At 57.2% G+C, this 16,792-nt stretch carries 12 protein-coding genes; 5 read left to right on the forward strand and 7 right to left on the reverse strand.

The features are described from left to right. Positions 1-6: 6 nt before the first annotated feature. The 3 genes from ABLV11_RS23640 to iolD are packed head-to-tail and all read right to left on the reverse strand — an operon-like array spanning position 7 to position 3,935. On the reverse strand, positions 7-891 hold the full coding sequence (locus tag ABLV11_RS23640; RefSeq protein WP_004108839.1) for a sugar phosphate isomerase/epimerase: 885 nt from the start codon (positions 889-891) through the stop codon (positions 7-9). A gap of 41 nt (positions 892-932) precedes the next feature. Further along, a complete protein-coding gene (locus ABLV11_RS23645; protein WP_004108840.1) occupies positions 933-1,946 on the reverse strand; it encodes a Gfo/Idh/MocA family oxidoreductase in 1,014 nt (337 codons plus the stop codon). 48 nt (positions 1,947-1,994) lie between these two features. Beyond that, entirely contained in the window at positions 1,995-3,935 is a 1,941-nt protein-coding gene (gene iolD, locus ABLV11_RS23650; RefSeq protein ID WP_105889559.1) for a 3D-(3,5/4)-trihydroxycyclohexane-1,2-dione acylhydrolase (decyclizing), read from the reverse strand. Positions 3,936-4,461: 526 nt separating this feature from the next. On the opposite strand from iolD, the gene iolC reads away from it, so the two are divergent. Both iolC and ABLV11_RS23660 read left to right on the forward strand, forming a co-directional pair. Beyond that, positions 4,462-6,375, forward strand: a complete 1,914-nt coding sequence (gene iolC, locus ABLV11_RS23655; protein ID WP_049128372.1) for a 5-dehydro-2-deoxygluconokinase — start codon at positions 4,462-4,464, stop codon at positions 6,373-6,375. 151 nt (positions 6,376-6,526) lie between these two features. Further along, on the forward strand, positions 6,527-7,384 hold the full coding sequence (locus tag ABLV11_RS23660; RefSeq protein WP_004108846.1) for a MurR/RpiR family transcriptional regulator: 858 nt from the start codon (positions 6,527-6,529) through the stop codon (positions 7,382-7,384). Between the two features lie 196 nt (positions 7,385-7,580). Here ABLV11_RS23660 and iolB read toward each other — a convergent pair whose 3' ends face one another. Both iolB and ABLV11_RS23670 read right to left on the reverse strand, forming a co-directional pair. Beyond that, the gene (gene iolB / locus ABLV11_RS23665; RefSeq protein WP_004108848.1) at positions 7,581-8,390 is read right to left on the reverse strand and encodes a 5-deoxy-glucuronate isomerase; all 810 of its coding nucleotides are present in this window, start codon (positions 8,388-8,390) and stop codon (positions 7,581-7,583) included. A gap of 18 nt (positions 8,391-8,408) precedes the next feature. Next, the gene (locus ABLV11_RS23670; protein WP_004108850.1) at positions 8,409-9,914 is read right to left on the reverse strand and encodes a CoA-acylating methylmalonate-semialdehyde dehydrogenase; all 1,506 of its coding nucleotides are present in this window, start codon (positions 9,912-9,914) and stop codon (positions 8,409-8,411) included. 360 nt (positions 9,915-10,274) lie between these two features. On the opposite strand from ABLV11_RS23670, the gene ABLV11_RS23675 reads away from it, so the two are divergent. Together ABLV11_RS23675 and ABLV11_RS23680 are read left to right on the forward strand one after the other, a co-directional pair. Next, positions 10,275-11,096: a TIM barrel protein gene (locus ABLV11_RS23675; RefSeq protein ID WP_004108853.1), complete on the forward strand. Its 822-nt coding sequence runs from the start codon at positions 10,275-10,277 to the stop codon at positions 11,094-11,096. 86 nt (positions 11,097-11,182) lie between these two features. After that, positions 11,183-12,685: a helicase HerA-like C-terminal domain-containing protein gene (locus ABLV11_RS23680; protein ID WP_126488271.1), complete on the forward strand. Its 1,503-nt coding sequence runs from the start codon at positions 11,183-11,185 to the stop codon at positions 12,683-12,685. Between the two features lie 41 nt (positions 12,686-12,726). On the opposite strand, the gene lptG is transcribed toward ABLV11_RS23680, so the two are convergent. Both lptG and lptF read right to left on the reverse strand, forming a co-directional pair. Further along, positions 12,727-13,809 (reverse strand): LPS export ABC transporter permease LptG, encoded by a 1,083-nt coding sequence (gene lptG / locus ABLV11_RS23685; RefSeq protein WP_004108859.1) that lies wholly within the window; start codon positions 13,807-13,809, stop codon positions 12,727-12,729. Beyond that, positions 13,809-14,906, reverse strand: a complete 1,098-nt coding sequence (gene lptF / locus ABLV11_RS23690; RefSeq protein ID WP_123830102.1) for an LPS export ABC transporter permease LptF — start codon at positions 14,904-14,906, stop codon at positions 13,809-13,811. Before lptF ends, lptG begins: the two co-directional genes overlap by 1 nt. 267 nt (positions 14,907-15,173) lie before the next feature. On the opposite strand from lptF, the gene pepA reads away from it, so the two are divergent. Then, positions 15,174-16,685: a leucyl aminopeptidase gene (gene pepA, locus ABLV11_RS23695; RefSeq protein ID WP_004108865.1), complete on the forward strand. Its 1,512-nt coding sequence runs from the start codon at positions 15,174-15,176 to the stop codon at positions 16,683-16,685. The last annotated feature ends 107 nt before the right edge of the window (positions 16,686-16,792 follow it).

The following is a 16,792-nucleotide window of genomic DNA, read 5'->3' on the forward strand; positions in this document are numbered from 1 at the left end:
CTGCGCCTACCGGCGCAGCAATTCACGTTCGATGAGTTCACGGGTTTCCACTGCCTGGTATTTCATTTTTTCCGGGTAGCCGAATAGCGAGGTGGCCACGATAGGCTCACCGCCGACCTTGAAGGTCTGCTCGGCAAATTTCATATCGCGCAGGGTGCGGAACAGCGCGTCGAAATCAACATCCCCTTCCCCGACGCCCACGTGCTGGTGAACGACGGCATCTACGCCCGGTGGGTTAACGATATAGCGGCAGTGTTTTGTATGGTTGCGGGTATCCGCGATCAGTACATGGGAGAGATCGCTTCCCGCGTAGCGCAGCATCTTCTCAACGTCACCCACGCCTTTGTCATAGAAGAAGGTGTGCGGGACGCTGTAAACGTACTTAACGTTATCGCTGCGGAACGACTTCACGATATCGACGGTTTCGTTGTTCTCTTCGCAGAAGTCCCACGGATGCGCCTGAATTTCAACGCGGATGCCTTCGCGCTCAAAAATCGGCAGCAGCTCTTCCATGGAGCGATAGAACATCTCATCGCAAATCTCCGGCTGGTTAGGATCGCCGGAGAACTCGGTGTTGATCACCTGTACACCCATTTCAACCGCGATTTCGATCAGCCGTTTCCAGTTTTTTACTGCTGCCTGACGGCGCAGCTCATCCGGACCGGACCAGCGGTAGACGCAGATAAACGAAGAGAGCTCTAAGCCGGTATCGCGCAGCGCCTGCTTGTACTCAGCCATAATTTCCCGGCTGGCTCGCGGGTGCTTGTAGAACGGGTTGATCTGCGGGTGCGGCGATTGCTCAATGTACTTGTAGCCCCACTCCGCCACCTGATGGACCATTCGGGTTACCCCGAGGTCTTTAATGACATCAACGTCAAAAGCAATTTTCATCGTCGTTACCTGTGCAAAGAAGTTCCGTCAGCAAAGCGGGATTAGCGTTTGTAGAAATCAGGGCACTCAGGCAGCGTCACCTCAACCGGCTCGCTGGTGCCCTGGGCTTTGATACAGGCGTCGGCTGCAACGGATGCCGCGTAGCCATCCCATGCCGATGGGCCGTGCAGCTGACCGGCCTGAACATCATTGATAAAGGCCTGCAGCTCAACGTCATACGCTTTGATAAAGCGATCCTTCCAGTCGGTCAGGATAGCGGTCGACAGGTTAGCGGCTTTGCGCATCTGCACAGCCGACGGCTCAGGCAGGCGGGCAATACCGGTTTCCCCCACCACTTCACACTGGATGTCATAGCCGTACTGACAGTTCACAAAGACTTCCACGTCGATCAGCGTGCCTTTTTTTGTTTCAAACGACACGATCTGCGGGTCTTTCAGGCGCGCATGGGTGTGGGAAGTGGAGCGAGGAAAGCGCACCTGCACGGAAACATAGTCGTCATTCAGCAGCCAGCGCAGTACATCCAGTTCGTGAATCAGAGTGTTGGTGATCGCCATGTTGGTGATGTAATCCTCACCTACCGACTGGTTGCGGTGCGCGCAGCGCAGCATCAGCGGCGCGCCGATATCGCCGTCATCGATCACTTTTTTCAGCGCCAGATAGCCTTCGTCATAAGGACGCATAAATCCGACCTGCACCAGGCGGCGACCGGCTTTCATTTCCGCATCAACGATGCGGCGGCAGCCTTCCGCGCTCATCGCCAGCGGCTTCTCGCAGAACACCGGCTTCCCGGCGGCGATGGCGGCCAGCGTGTACTCTTCGTGGGTGGGGTCCCATGAGGTGACCAGAATGGCGTCCACATCGCTGGCCTTAATCACGTCATGACCGTCGGCGTACACTTCGGCATGCACGCCCGGCAGCGCAACCGCGGCGCGCGCGTTCTCTTCGTTGATATCCGAAACCGCCACTACCGTGGCTCCCTGCAGTACCTGAGTGCAACGACGGATATGTTCTTTACCGATAGCGCCGGCACCGATGACACCTAATTTGAGTGACATAGTTGGTTTTCTCCCGAGATTTGTAGGGTTCAGGGTTTGTGTTCTGTTTTAGTAATCCCGCGCCTGAGCGCGTTTTTCATTGATCATTTGCGCAACCTTACGGATCCGCTCGGAGAGCGCAGACTGCGCGACGCCGACGTTCCACCAGCTGCCATATTTGTGCACCATGGTTTTCGGCAGCACTTTAATGTCTATCAGGGTGCTGACGGTTTCGCGGCGCGCGGCGTCCAGCGCGTGGCGTAGTTCTTCTAGCGTCGTGACGCGCCAGGTTTTGCAGCCGTAGCCGGCAGCGACGGTGGCGAAATCTACCGGTACCAGGCCGCCCTGCAGCTGGCCCGATTCGGCGCAGCGGAAGCGGAACTCGGTGCCGAAGCTGTCCATACCGTGTTCCATCTGCAGGTTGTTGATACAGCCGTTGGCCATGTTGTCGAGCAGCACGATGTTGATCTTCGCGCGCTCCTGCAGGGAGGTCACCAGCTCGGAGTGCAGCATCATGAATGAGCCATCGCCGACCAGCGAATAGACCTCGCTTTGCGGTTGGGCTAACTTCACGCCCAGCGCAGCGCTGACTTCATATCCCATGCAGGAGTAGCCGTATTCAACGTGATAGGTGTTGGTGGCCCGGTTGCGCCAGACGCGCTGCAGGTCTCCCGGCAGGCTCCCCGCCGCCGCTACAATCACCGCATCCGCCGGCAGCGTTTCGTTGAGTACGCCAAGGACGCTGCTTTGCGTCAGGGTGGAGTCGGTTATCTGGCGAAATTCGCGATACACCGATTCCCGATCCAGATGGTCGTCGATTTCCGGGACGAAAGCGGTTTCCTGCCATACCGCCTGGTAAACGCGCTGGGTCTCTTTCAGCTGGCGGCTCTGCACGCTTTCAATCTGCTCGCCCCAGCCTGCTTGCCAGGATTCGCCGGACAGGGCGTCATCGAGGGCGGTGAGGGCTTCGCGGGCATCCGCCAGCATCGGAATCCCATCCAGCTTCCAGGCATCGAAGTTGCTGACGTTAATATTGAGGAAGCGCACGCCCGGATGCTGGAAAATCCATTTTGACGAGGTGGTGAAATCGCTGAAACGCGTGCCGAGACCGATGACTAAGTCCGCCTCTTTCGCCAGCAGGTTCGCTGCCAGGCAGCCGGTTTCGCCGACGCCGCCCACGTTATACGGATGCGAAGAGACAACGCTGCCTTTACCCGCCTGGGTTTCGGCAAACGGTACGCCGTAGCGTTCGGCAAAATGGGTCAACGCTTCGCCGGCGCCGGAGTATTTCACCCCGCCGCCGCAGACGATCAGCGGCTTACGGCTGGCTTTAATCGCCGCCACGGCATCCGCCAGCTGTGCGGCGCTGGCCGGACGGCGGTCAAGGCGGTGTACCCGACGGGTAAAGAAGGACTCCGGATAATCCCAGGCTTCGCCCTGGACATCCTGCGGCAGACAGAGCGTGACCGCACCGGTTTCCGCCGGGTCGGTCAACACGCGCATGGCGTTGATGCAGGCGCTCATCAGCTGTTCCGGACGGGTGATGCGATCCCAGTATTTACTCACCGCGCGAAACGCGTCATTAGTGGTAATGCTGAGATCGTGACTCTGCTCAATTTGCTGTAATACCGGGTCAGGCTGGCGGGTCGCAAACACATCTCCCGGCAGCAGCAGCAGAGGGATGCGGTTGGCGGTCGCGGTGGCGGCAGCGGTAATCATGTTTGCCGCGCCGGGGCCAATGGAGGAGGTGCAGGCAATAATCTGACGACGCAGGGACTGTCTGGCAAAACCGGTGGCGACATGCGCCATCCCTTGCTCGTTACGCCCCTGATAGACCCGCATTTCACCGCTATCTTGTTCAAGAGCCTGGCCCATTCCCAGCACGTTGCCGTGGCCAAAGATAGCAAAGATGCCTTTAACGAACTTATGCTCTTCGCCATCGACTTCCAGGTACTGGTTATCCAGGAACTTCACCAGCGCCTGCGCCATTGTCAGTCTCAGTTTGCCCATGTTGCCCAATCCTTATTGTTCAGTATTTGCGTGTAGGTCAGCGTTTTACCCCGCCCAGCGTGACAAGCGATGGGCCAGGAAAATCGTTAACGCCACTGGAATACTTCTGGATTATAGGCAAACATTTTTTTCATTAAATAGAAATACAGAAGAAATATTTCATTTTGCGAGAGGGATCAAACTCTCTATGCATTTCACCCGTTTCATTCACATCCTGTATCCGGGATAACACGCAATTTACGCGGTACTGCTCTTAATATCCCCTTAAAAATCATAGGTAAAGAGTGATAGTAAATGGCCGGTAGTTCAGCTTTCCCTCGGCGCGCAGGATCTGAGGCAGAATGGGGCTCGGCGCGGCAGAGTGGTATATCCCTCACATTTTTGGTTTTTTAATTTCGATCTAGTTTGCAAATGAAATATTTATTTCTCAAACTAGGGATAACCAATAACCCTCAGGCTGTTTTCGGAGACGCTGTCGGCATCCCGACTCTTCCGTACAGCAGAAATGCAAAAGGAAACCCTAGCTATGAATGCAGCAGTAAAGCGACTCGACGTCATCTGTATTGGCCGGGTGGCAGTCGATCTCTATGCCCAGCAGATTGGCGCGAGGCTGGAAGATGTTGCCAGTTTTTCTAAGTACCTGGGTGGCTCTTCCGGCAACGTCGCCTTCGGCACCGCTATACAGGGATTAAAATCGGCGATGCTTGCCCGCGTGGGCGATGAGCACAATGGTCGTTTTTTACGCGAAACGCTCAGCCGCGCCGGCGTCGATACCGAATATCTGATCACCGATAAGCAGCGCCTGACGGCGTTAGTGATGCTGGGGATTAAAGATCAGGAGACATTTCCGCTCATTTTTTACCGCGATAACTGCGCCGATATGGCCCTTTCGCCAGAAGACATTAAGGAAGAGTACATCGCCTCCTCCCGGGCGCTGGCGGTAACCGGTACCCACCTTTCGCACGCCAACACGCGTGAAGCGGTGCTGAAGGCGCTGGAGTACGCCCGCCGTCACGGCCTGCGTACGGCGCTGGATATCGACTATCGTCCGGTGCTTTGGGGGTTAACCTCTTTAGGCGACGGCGAAACGCGTTTCATTGAGTCCGGTCAGGTGACCAGCCAGCTGCAGGAAGTCCTGCATCTGTTCGATTTAGTGGTGGGGACTGAAGAGGAGTTTCATATTGCCGGCGGCAGTACCGATACTCTGATCGCGCTGAAAAACGTGCGTAACGCTACGAAAGCGACGCTGGTTTGCAAACGCGGTCCGATGGGCTGCGTGGTGCTGGAAGGCGACATTCCCGACAGCTGGGATAGCGTGCCGCTGCAGCAGGGCGTGCGCGTAGACGTGCTTAACGTCCTCGGCGCTGGCGATGCCTTTATGTCCGGCCTGCTGCGCGGCTGGCTTAACGACGAAGGCTGGGAGCAGGCCTGTCGCTACGCTAACGCCTGCGGCGCGCTGGTGGTTTCACGTCACGGCTGCGCGCCCGCGATGCCAACCAAAGCCGAACTTGACGACTATCTGTCGCGAGCAGAATCTGTCCCGCGTCCGGATATCGACGCTCGCCTCAACCATCTCCATCGCGTCACCAGCCGCCGCCAGGCGTGGCCGGAGCTGTGCATTTTCGCCTTTGACCACCGTAAGCAGCTGGCAGACCTGGCGCTGGAAACCGGGCGTGATGAATCCTGTATTCCGCAGCTGAAGCTGCTGCTGCTGGCGGCCGCGGAAGCCGCCGCAGACGAAGCCGGTCTTGACGGCCGCAGCGGCATTCTCGCCGATGGCACCTACGGCCAGCGCTCGCTCAATGCCATCACCGGCAAGGGCTGGTGGATTGGCCGGCCGATTGAAATGCCAAGCTCGCGCCCGCTGCGCCTGGAACATGGCAACATCGGTTCCCAGCTCATCGACTGGCCGCTGGAGCACGTCGTGAAATGCCTGGTCTTCTACCACCCGGCCGACCCGGCCGAGCTGCGCGCCGAACAGGATGCGCTGCTGCTGGAGGTCTGGCAGGCGTGCAACAAGTCCGGGCATGAGCTGCTGCTGGAAATTATTCTGCCGGAAAACGGCCCGGATAAAGATGAACGCCACTACCACGACATGCTGGAGCACTTCTATCAGCTGGGCATCCAGCCGGACTGGTGGAAGCTGCCGCCGCTGTCGAGCGCGGAATGGGAAAGGATTGGCAAACTGATCGCGCGCGAAGATAGCTGGTGCCGCGGGATCTTAATCCTCGGCCTGGACGCCCCTTCGGACCGTCTGCGCGCCGGTTTTGCCGAAGCGGCGAAGCATCCGATGATCAAAGGTTTTGCGGTAGGACGCACCATTTTTGGCCAGCCTTCACGGCGCTGGATGCAGGGAGAGCTCAGCGACGAGGCGCTGATTAACGAAGTGAAACGCAACTACCTCACGCTCATCGGCTACTGGCGAGAAGCCCGCGGCTGATACTAACCAGGCCCGCATCCTTTCCCCAAGATGCGGGCTTTTTTCTGGATCTTCGTGAAATGAATCGCGTATTTCATCGTAGTAAATGAAAAATTCGCTTCATTTGATACACTGGAAATTATATTCCTTTCATTTTCTCAGAGCGCAATCTATGGCCAATAATCCGACCCAACTTACCATCTTGCAGGATGAAATCAGGCGTCGCTACGATACGTTAAGCAAACGCCTGAAACAGGTAGCCCGCTATATTCTCGATAACAGCAATAGCGTGGCTTTCGATACCGTGGCCTCTATCGCGCAACAAGCTGACGTCCCCCCTTCCACGCTGATCCGCTTCGCTAACGCCTTTGGTTTTAGCGGTTTCAACGAAATGAAGCAGATGTTCAAGCAGCACCTGATGGAAGAGACTGCTAACTATACCGAGCGCGCGCGTCTGTTCCGCCAGACCACCACGGATGACGCAACCCCGCCGGAAACGCCGACCGAAATCCTGAATATGTTCACTATGGTTAATACTCAGGCGCTGCAGCAGCTGGCGATGCAGACCTCCGGCGAGGATCTGCAGCGTGCGGTCGCGCTGTTGGCGGAAGCGGAAAATATCTACGTTATCGGCCTGCGCCGCTCTTTTAGCGTCGCCTCCTATCTGACCTACGCCCTGCGCCATCTGGACCGTAAAGCGTTCCTGATTGACGGTCTGGGCGGCATGTTTACCGAACAGCTCAGCCTGGTCGGGCCGAAAGATGTCGTCGTGGCGGTGAGCTTCTCTCCGTATGCGCGGGAAGTGGTTGAACTGGTGGAGCTCGGCGCGCAGCGTAAAGCACGTCAGATAGCGATTACCGACAGCCAGGTCAGCCCGCTGGCGGCCTTCAGCGACGTCTGCTTTGTCGTGCGCGAGGCGCAGGTTGATGGTTTCCGCTCGCAGGTGGCGTCCCTGTGTCTGGCTCAGACGCTGGCGGTCTCGCTGGCGCTGAACAGCAGCAAGGATGCAGAAACGAAGCAGCTGGCTTAAATTTTTCATTATTCCCGGATGGCGACGTAAACGTCTTATCCGGGCGACTTGTCCGCAGACGATGGTAAACCCGTAGCCCGGCTGAGCGCAGCGCGAGCCGGGGATGTGGCAGAATTGCGACGACGATCTTATTCGGGCTACAGGATCAAAAAGGCTGGCTAGCATGGCTAACCGGCCTTTTTGTCTTCAACTGTTGTTAATCGTGGCGGGGATAATCAGGGCTGTTGATCCACGCGTGATCCTCTTCCCAGGTAAACATCCATTTGCGATCCGGACCGGCCATCACGTTCAGGTAGTAGCTGTCATACCCGGCAATCGCCGCTACCGGATGGTAGCCGCGCGGTACCATGACCACATCGTGGTTGTAGGGAGCCATACAGGCATCAAGGCTACGGTCATCGGTATAGACGCGCTGGAAGGCAAAACCCTGCGGCGGATCGAAACGGTGGTAGTAGGTCTCTTCCAGCTGAGTTTCCTGACCCGGCAGCGCCGTGTCGTGCTTGTGCGACGGCCATGAGCTGGTCGCTCCTTCGTCAGTGTAAACCTCTACCACCAGCAGGCAGTCCGCCTGCGCGCTATCCGGCAGAATATTGTGCACCAGCCGCTGGTTACGCCCTTTACCGCGATGCTCTACGCCCACGTCCTGCGGGGAGATAACTCGAGCCGGTAAAGTTCCTTTACCCGGGGCGCTGCATACCGCCAGCTCAAGGTCAGAATCTGCCGTCACTTCGACTTTATCCTGCGGCGGCACGTAAACTGACCAGGGCGGGGTCCGCTCAAACGGCGACATACGCTGGCCCAGATTAGGAAAATCGGCCTGCGAGGTTTTTACCGAAGCCAGCCCGGCGACCAGCACCAGGCACAGCTCGCGATCGCCGCTTTCCAGGGTAACGGTTTGCCCTTTCTTTAACATCCAGACATCAAAACCAATGTACTTCCACCCCGCGCTCTGCGGGGTGATGTGCTGAATCTGCCCTTCTTTTTTTGCTTTAGCCAGTAAAGACATGGCATTCTCCTTCGCCGATTAGCCTAACGTCGGCATGCTGAATTCAGATACGGTTTGCTGACCCTGCGGCCAGCGGACGGTGGCGGTTTTCATACGTGTATAGAAACGCACGCCATCCGGCCCATGCACGTTCAGTGCGCCAAATACGGAGCGTTTCCAGCCGCCAAAGCTATGGAAGGCCATTGGAACGGGTACCGGCACGTTGACCCCAACCATTCCGGCCTGGACATCATGTACAAACTCACGCGCGGTGTGGCCGTTGCTGGTAAAGACGGCGCTGCCGTTGCCGAACTCATGGCTGTTTACCAGCTCCAGCGCGCTGTGGTAGTCCGCCACGCGGACAATACCCAGTACCGGGCCAAAAATCTCTTCGCGCCAGATAGTCATTTCCGGCGTCACGTTGTCGAACAGCGTTCCGCCAACGTAGTAACCCTCTTCGAAACCGGCAACTCGCAGCTTGCGCCCGTCAACCACCAGCGTCGCCCCTTCGCTGACGCCTTTATCAATATATCCCAGCACTTTTTTCTGATGCGCCTCTGAGACGACCGGACCCATTTCGTTCTCTTCTTTTCCGCGCATACAGCCCGGGCCGACCTTCAGGGACTCCACCAGCGGCTTGAGGCGCGCAATGAGTTTATCTGCCGTTTCATCGCCCACAGCGACGACCACCGGCAGCGCCATGCAGCGCTCGCCCGCAGAGCCGAACGCGCCGCCCATTATCGCATTCACGGTGGCATCAAGATCGGCATCCGGCATCACAATCGCGTGGTTTTTCGCCGCGCCAAATGCCTGAACGCGCTTACCATAAGCGCTGGCGGTTTTATAAATATGCTCCGCCACGCCGGAAGATCCCACAAAGCTTACCGCCGCAATACGCGGATCCTTGTACAGCTGCTCAGCATCTTCATTGCTGCAGTGCACCACGTTAAAGACGCCGTCCGGCAGCCCCGCTTCTTTCAGCAACTCCGCCAGGCGCACCGCAGCGCCAGGGGCCAGCGCTGGCGGCTTAAGGACAAAGCTGTTGCCGCAGGCCAACGCCAGCGGGAACATCCACATCGGAACCATCGCCGGGAAGTTGAACGGCGTAATGCCCGCCACTACGCCCAGCGGCTGCATCAGAGAATAGCTATCGACGCCGGTGCCGACATCCGATGAGAACTCGCCTTTGATCAGGTGCGGAATCCCGCAGGCAAACTCAACGACTTCCATGCCGCGCGTCAGCTCGCCCATCGCATCGGAAAAGACTTTACCGTGTTCGCTGACGATAATCCCCGCCAGCTCTTCAGCGTGCTGTTCAAGTAACATTTTAAAATTAAACAGCACGCGGGCCCGGCGCAGCGGCGTGGTACGCGACCAGCCATCAAAAGCATCATGCGCCACCTGAATCGCATCGGAGACTTCCTGCGCGGTCGATAACGTGACTTCGCGGACCACTTTGCCCGTCGCGGGGTCGAAAACCGGCATTGTATTGTTGCTGCCGCTGGTAACGGTCTTCCCGCCAATAAAGTTTCCTGTGATAGTCATGCTCTCGCCTCATATGTATGGGGTATCGGGGGCCAACGCAGTACGGCCCATTACTGGATCTGCTGTGTTGTACCGTAATAAAATGAAATTAATATTTCAATATTCATCATTAATGAAATTGTATTTTGGTGATGATGGTCGCATTTTCTTGTAAGGAAACGCTGCCTTACAGGCAAAGCCCCCATAAAAAGAGAACAGGCGTAGCGCCTTCCGGAACCCGCCGCAATGCAAGAAGCCAAGAAAAATATTTTGCGAGTCGGCTCAAAAAATCGCCATTTCATGCATTGCTAATTTTGGAATAAATGTTTTGACTATGGGGTAATCGAACGAAGCCGAACTATCTATTTCAGGAGAGTCAAAATGGCTATTGCAGCACAGCGTTTCTGTATCAACCGCAAGATTGCCCCTTCCCTCAGCATTGAGGCCTTCTTCCGGCTGGTGAACAGCCTCGGGCTAAACAAAGTCGAGCTACGTAACGACCTCCCCAGCGGAAAAGTGACCGACGACCTGAGCCACCAGCAGGTTCGTGAACTGGCTGACCGCTACCATATTGAGATCCTCACTATCAACGCGGTTTATCCTTTCAACTGCCGCACCGCAGAGGTTCGCAGCCTGACGGAGTCCCTGCTAAAAGAGGCCAAAGCCGTCGGCGCGAAATCGCTGGTGCTGTGCCCGCTGAACGATGGTACCGAGGTTCCGGCGAGCGAAACCCTTAACGCCCTGCGCGACCTGGCGCCGCTATTCGCCTTCTATGGCATTGAGGGACTCGTCGAGCCGCTCGGCTTCCCGCAAAGCTCGCTGCGCTCCTCGGCGCAGGCGCAAACGCTGATTCACGACGCACGGGTGCCGTTTAAGCTGCTGATCGATACCTTTCACCATCATCTTTATCCGCAGGCGGAGCAGGAGTTTAGCCAGGTGGATATCGGCGAAATCGGCCTGGTGCATCTTTCCGGCGTAGAAGATACCCGCCCGCGCGAAACCCTGACCGACAACGAACGCATCATGCTGACCGAAAAAGACCAGCTGCAAAGCTGCGAGCAGGTCAAAAACCTGGAGGCCCGCGGCTATCAGGGCGTATATGCGTTCGAGCCCTTCTCACCGGAGCTGGCAAACTGGAGCGAAGACGATATCCGCCGCGAAATCGAGCACAGTATCGCGTTAATTCAGCGCCACTGCGCCTGAAGGGAATAAGCGAAGGCGTGCGCGATCTCCCCACTTTTGCTATCAGGTTGCCTATACTCGCAGCAGGATAAATGGAGAAATCGCTCATGAGCTCACCGCTGCTGATTGCACGCACGCTGGAAAAACAGCTGCATTTATTGCCCGCTATGGCGAACCGCCACGGCTTAATTACCGGCGCCACGGGGACCGGTAAAACCGTCACGCTGCAAAAGCTGGCGGAATCTTTCTCGGAAATCGGCGTTCCGGTATTTATGGCCGATGTGAAAGGCGACCTCACCGGTATCGCTGAGGCGGGCCAAAGTTCGGAAAAACTGCAGGCGCGGCTGGAAAAAATCGGCGCAACGGACTGGCAGCCGCATGCTAATCCGGTAGTGCTATGGGATATCTTTGGCGAGAAAGGCCACCCGGTTCGCGCCACGGTTTCCGATCTCGGGCCGCTGCTGCTGGCTCGCCTGCTCAACCTCAATGAGGTTCAGTCCGGGGTATTGAATATCATCTTCCGGATCGCCGACGACCGCGGGCTGCTGCTGCTCGACTTTAAAGACCTGCGCGCGATTACCCAACACATTGGCGACAACGCCAAAGCTTTTCAGAACCAGTACGGCAACATCAGCAGCGCCTCCGTCGGGGCGATTCAGCGCGGATTGCTGACCCTGGAGCAGCAGGGTGCAGAACACTTTTTCGGCGAACCCATGCTCGATATCCAGGACTGGATGCGCGTTGATGCGCAGGGTAAAGGGGTAATTAATATCCTGAGCGCGGAAAAGCTCTATCAGATGCCGAAGCTGTACGCCGCCAGCCTGCTGTGGATGCTTTCCGAGCTTTACGAACGTCTGCCGGAGGCCGGTGACCAGGAAAAGCCAAAGCTGGTCTTTTTCTTCGATGAGGCGCATCTGCTGTTTAACGATGCGCCCCAGGTGCTGCTGGATAAAATCGAGCAGGTCATCCGCCTGATACGTTCTAAAGCCGTCGGAGTCTATTTTGTTTCACAAAACCCGGCGGACATTCCCGATGCGGTGCTGGGTCAACTGGGCAATCGGGTGCAGCACGCCCTGCGCGCTTTCACGCCGAAAGACCAAAAAGCGGTAAAAACCGCCGCGCAAACTATGCGCGCGAATCCGGCGTTCAGCACCGAGCAGGCGATCCAGGAGCTGGGCACCGGCGAGGCGCTGATCTCCTTTCTTGATGAGAAAGGCAGCCCCTCGATAGTAGAGCGGGCGATGGTTATCGCGCCCTGCTCGCGCATGGGCCCGGTCACCGATGACGAACGTAACGGACTGCTTAACCACTCGCCGCTGTACGGAAAATATGAAGAAGAGATCGACCGTGAATCGGCGTTTGAAATGCTGCAGCAGGGCGTGCAGACCACAACTGAGCAGCAGCAATCCCCGCCCGCAAAAGGCCAGCCAAACGGCGATGACGACGGCCTGCTCGGCGGGCTCAAAGATATCCTGTTCGGCACTACCGGGCCGCGCGGCGGCAAACGCGACGGCATTGTGCAAACGGCAACGAAGAGCGCGGTGCGTCAGGTCACCAGGCAGATAGTCAGGGGAATGCTGGGAAGCTTACTTGGCGGACGGAAACGCTAAAAAAACGCCCCCTTTCTGATTCAGGAAGGGGGCGCGTTACGTCAGGATTTACGCATCATCAGCCAGAGGCTCAGCAAGAAGAAGCTGGCGCTCGGCAACAGCGCGCCGATTATCGGCGGGATGCCGTAGACCAGGGTGAGCGGGCCGAAAATCTGGTCCAGCACGTAGAAGATAAAGCCGAAGCTGATCCCGGTCACGACTCTGACGCCCATCGGCACGCTACGCAGCGGGCCAAAGATAAACGACAGCGCCATCAGCATCATCACCGCCACCGACAGCGGCTGGAAGATTTTGCTCCACATATTGAGCTGATAGCGGCCCGGATCCTGACCGCTGGACTTCAGATAGGTAACATAGTTGTGCAGGCCGCTGATTGACAACGCATCCGGATCCAGCGCCACCACGCCAAGCTTATCCGGCGTCAGGTTGGTCTTCCAGGTCCCGCTGACGGTCTGCGTCCCCGTGACCTGTTTCGGATCGGTCAGGTCGGATTCATCCACCTGCGACAGTCGCCAGAGCTTATTTTCGGTATCGAATTTTGCCGAAGCGGCGTAGCGAACGGACTGCAGACGGCGCTGGTCGTTAAACGCGTAGATGCTCACTCCGCCCAGCTCATCGTTACCTTTTACCCGCTCGATATAAACAAAGTTATGGCCGTCTTTCGCCCACAGGCCCTGCTGAGTGGAAAGCAGCGAACCGCCGTACATCTGCTGAGCACGATAGTTGCGCGCCATCTGCTCGCCCTGCGGGGCTACCCACTCGCCCATCGCCATGGTCAGCAGCACCAGCGGAATCGCGGTTTTCATCACCGACAGCGCCACCTGGAGGCGGGTAAAGCCGGAAGCCTGCATCACCACCAGCTCGCTACGCTGCGCCAGCATGCCCAACCCCAGCAGCGCGCCGAGCAGCGCCGCCATCGGGAAGAAGATCTGGATATCTTTCGGCACACTGAGAATTGTGTAGATTCCGGCCCCTAACGCATCATAGTTGCCCTGCCCGGCCTTTTTCAGCTGGTCGACAAACTTGATGATGCCCGACAGGGAAACCAGCATGAACAGGGTCATCATGATGGTATTGAAAATCGTCTTACCGATATAACGGTCAAGTACGCCAAACGCCTGCATCACGCCGCTCCTTTGTTAAAACGGGCACGGAAGCGGCGCATCGACACCGTATCCCACAAGTTCAACAGCACGGCCAACGCGAAATAGAGCAGGTTTACCGCCCACATCCAGATCATCGGATCCATTTTGCCTTTACCGCCGCTCGATTTAATCGACGTTTGCAGCAGGAAGAACACCAGATAGAGCAGCATCGCCGGCAGCATCGACAGCACGCGACCCTGGCGCGGGTTCACCACGCTGAGCGGCACCACCATTAGCGCCATGATGAATACCGTTGCCACCAGCGTGAAGCGCCAGTGCAGCTCCGCCCGGGCGCGATCGGTATCGGTACGCCACAGGGTGCGCATATCCATCTGCTCGGTATCGTTCGGATCGGAGGCCACCGCCTGATGGCCAACAATCGCCTGATAGTTTTTAAAGTCGGTAATGCGGAAGTCGCGCAGCATCGCGGTGCCTTCAAAGCGGGTGCCCTGATTCATGGTCACCACCTGCGAACCGTCTTTACGCAGCGAGAGCTCGCCGGTATCCGCTACCACCACCGAAGGGCGCGCGTTGCCTCGCGGCCGCAGTTGGGCAAGGAAGACGTCGCTGAAACGGTTGCCGTTGACGTTCTCAATAAACAGCACTGCGCTGCCGTCGCTGGCCTGCTGGAACTGGCCCTGGGCCAGCGCGGCCATGCCGGGGTTTGCTTTCGCTTCCGCCAGCACTTCATCCTGATGACGGGACGACCAGGGCCCGGCCCACATCACGTTGACCGCCGCGATAATGCCCGTAAAGAGCGCAAGGATCATGGCGGCTTTCACCAGCACGGCCTTACTCAGGCCGCAGGCGTGCATCACCGTGATTTCGCTTTCGGTATACAGTTTGCCCAGCGTCATCAGCAGCCCGAGAAATAAACTCAGGGGCAGAATAAGCTGCGCCATTTCAGGTACGCCCAGCCCTAACAGCGAGAGCACCAGATTTGTCGGGATATCGCCATCAACAGCGGCGCCGAGGATCCTGACCAGTTTCTGACAGAAGAAAATGAGTAGCAGGATGAATAGGATCGCCAACTGGCTTTTCAGCGTCTCACGAACCAGATATCTTATGATTATCACTATAAATACGCCCGTAAAAACCCGTTTTATTGCAGGAAAATTGCTTGTTTCATGGCTTAAACGTCATTTATTCTCTTTAGTCGTCGAAAACATCGCTAAGATTAAATGACTCGCTGGTTCTGCGTATCAGGATCTTTTCTGACGAACCAAGGCCGTAATAACGTTAAGATTAACACGAAGTCACCACAACAGCGGACATGAGTTACGAAAGCTTTCAATTCTATCCGTAGCCACCGTCGTTGTCTTTAAGATTCAGGAGCGTAGTGCATGGAGTTCAGTGTAAAAAGCGGTAGCCCGGAGAAGCAGCGGAGCGCCTGTATCGTGGTCGGCGTCTTTGAACCACGTCGTCTCTCCCCCATCGCCGAACAGCTTGATAAAATTAGCGACGGTTATATCAGCGCCCTGCTGCGTCGCGGCGAGCTGGAAGGCAAACCTGGCCAGACTTTATTGCTGCACCATGTGCCGAACATTCTGTCGGAGCGCATTCTGCTTATTGGCTGCGGTAAAGAACGCGAGCTGGACGAGCGTCAGTATAAGCAGGTTATTCAGAAAACCATCAATACGCTGAATGATACTGGTTCAATGGAGGCCGTCTGCTTCCTGACCGAACTGCACGTCAAAGGCCGCAATAACTACTGGAAAGTGCGTCAGGCCGTCGAGACCGCCAAAGAGACGCTGTACAGCTTCGATCAGTTAAAAACCAACAAAAGCGAGCCGCGTCGCCCGCTGCGTAAAATGGTCTTTAACGTTCCCACCCGTCGCGAGCTGACCAGCGGCGAACGCGCTATCCAGCACGGTCTGGCGATCGCCGCCGGCATCAAAGCGGCGAAAGATCTGGGCAACATGCCGCCCAACATCTGTAACGCCGCGTATCTGGCCTCCCAGGCGCGCCAGCTGGCCGATACCTATAGTAAGAACGTCATTACCCGCGTTATCGGCGAGCAGCAGATGAAAGAGCTGGGAATGAACTCTTATCTGGCGGTCGGCAACGGCTCGCAGAACGAATCGCTGATGTCGGTTATCGAATACAAAGGTAACCCGGCAGAAGACGCGCGGCCTATCGTGCTGGTGGGTAAAGGCCTGACCTTTGACTCCGGCGGTATCTCCATCAAGCCTTCAGAAGGCATGGACGAGATGAAATACGATATGTGCGGCGCGGCGGCGGTGTACGGCGTGATGCGCATGGTGGCGGAACTTCAGTTGCCGTTGAACGTTGTCGGCGTGCTGGCCGGATGTGAAAACATGCCTGGCGGCCGCGCCTATCGTCCTGGCGACGTGTTGACCACGATGTCCGGGCAAACGGTGGAAGTGCTGAACACCGATGCCGAAGGTCGCCTGGTGCTGTGCGATGTGCTGACTTACGTTGAGCGTTTCGAGCCGGAAACGGTTATCGACGTGGCCACCCTGACCGGCGCCTGCGTGATCGCGCTCGGCCACCACATCACCGGCCTGATGTCGAATCACAATCCGCTGGCCCACGAGCTGATCGGCGCGTCCGAACTGGCGGGCGATCGCGCATGGCGTCTGCCGCTTGCCGACGAGTTCCAGGAACAGCTGGAGTCTAATTTTGCGGATATGGCCAATATCGGCGGCCGTCCTGGCGGAGCGATTACCGCAGGCTGCTTCCTGGCGCGCTTTACCCGTAAATACAACTGGGCGCATCTGGATATTGCCGGCACCGCCTGGCGTTCCGGGAAGGCCAAAGGCGCGACCGGTCGTCCGGTGGCGATGCTGTCGCAGTTCCTGCTCAATCGCGCCGGATTTACCGGCGAAGAGTAATTGCCGTCTGATGCCCGGCGGCGTTACGCTTGCCGGGCCTCTGGAAAGATACCGTTTATAGGCCGGGTCAGCGTAGCGCCGCCCGGCTTAAGCATTTAAAGTCACCA

Source organism: Klebsiella sp. GW_Kp181, assembly GCF_040062315.1.
In the GTDB taxonomy this organism is placed as follows: Bacteria; Pseudomonadota; Gammaproteobacteria; order Enterobacterales; family Enterobacteriaceae; genus Klebsiella; species Klebsiella oxytoca.

Excerpts from the sequence above, each read along its gene's own strand:
- ABLV11_RS23640 (WP_004108839.1), bottom strand. The coding sequence starts at position 891 with ATGAAAATTGCTTTTGACGTTGATGTCATTAAAGACCTCGGGGTAACC.
- ABLV11_RS23645 (WP_004108840.1), bottom strand. The coding sequence starts at position 1,946 with ATGTCACTCAAATTAGGTGTCATCGGTGCCGGCGCTATCGGTAAAGAA.
- iolD (WP_105889559.1), bottom strand. The coding sequence starts at position 3,935 with ATGGGCAAACTGAGACTGACAATGGCGCAGGCGCTGGTGAAGTTCCTG.
- pepA (WP_004108865.1), top strand. The coding sequence starts at position 15,174 with ATGGAGTTCAGTGTAAAAAGCGGTAGCCCGGAGAAGCAGCGGAGCGCC.
- iolB (WP_004108848.1), bottom strand. The coding sequence starts at position 8,390 with ATGTCTTTACTGGCTAAAGCAAAAAAAGAAGGGCAGATTCAGCACATC.
- ABLV11_RS23675 (WP_004108853.1), top strand. The coding sequence starts at position 10,275 with ATGGCTATTGCAGCACAGCGTTTCTGTATCAACCGCAAGATTGCCCCT.
- lptG (WP_004108859.1), bottom strand. The coding sequence starts at position 13,809 with ATGCAGGCGTTTGGCGTACTTGACCGTTATATCGGTAAGACGATTTTC.
- ABLV11_RS23670 (WP_004108850.1), bottom strand. The coding sequence starts at position 9,914 with ATGACTATCACAGGAAACTTTATTGGCGGGAAGACCGTTACCAGCGGC.
- ABLV11_RS23660 (WP_004108846.1), top strand. The coding sequence starts at position 6,527 with ATGGCCAATAATCCGACCCAACTTACCATCTTGCAGGATGAAATCAGG.
- ABLV11_RS23680 (WP_126488271.1), top strand. The coding sequence starts at position 11,183 with ATGAGCTCACCGCTGCTGATTGCACGCACGCTGGAAAAACAGCTGCAT.
- iolC (WP_049128372.1), top strand. The coding sequence starts at position 4,462 with ATGAATGCAGCAGTAAAGCGACTCGACGTCATCTGTATTGGCCGGGTG.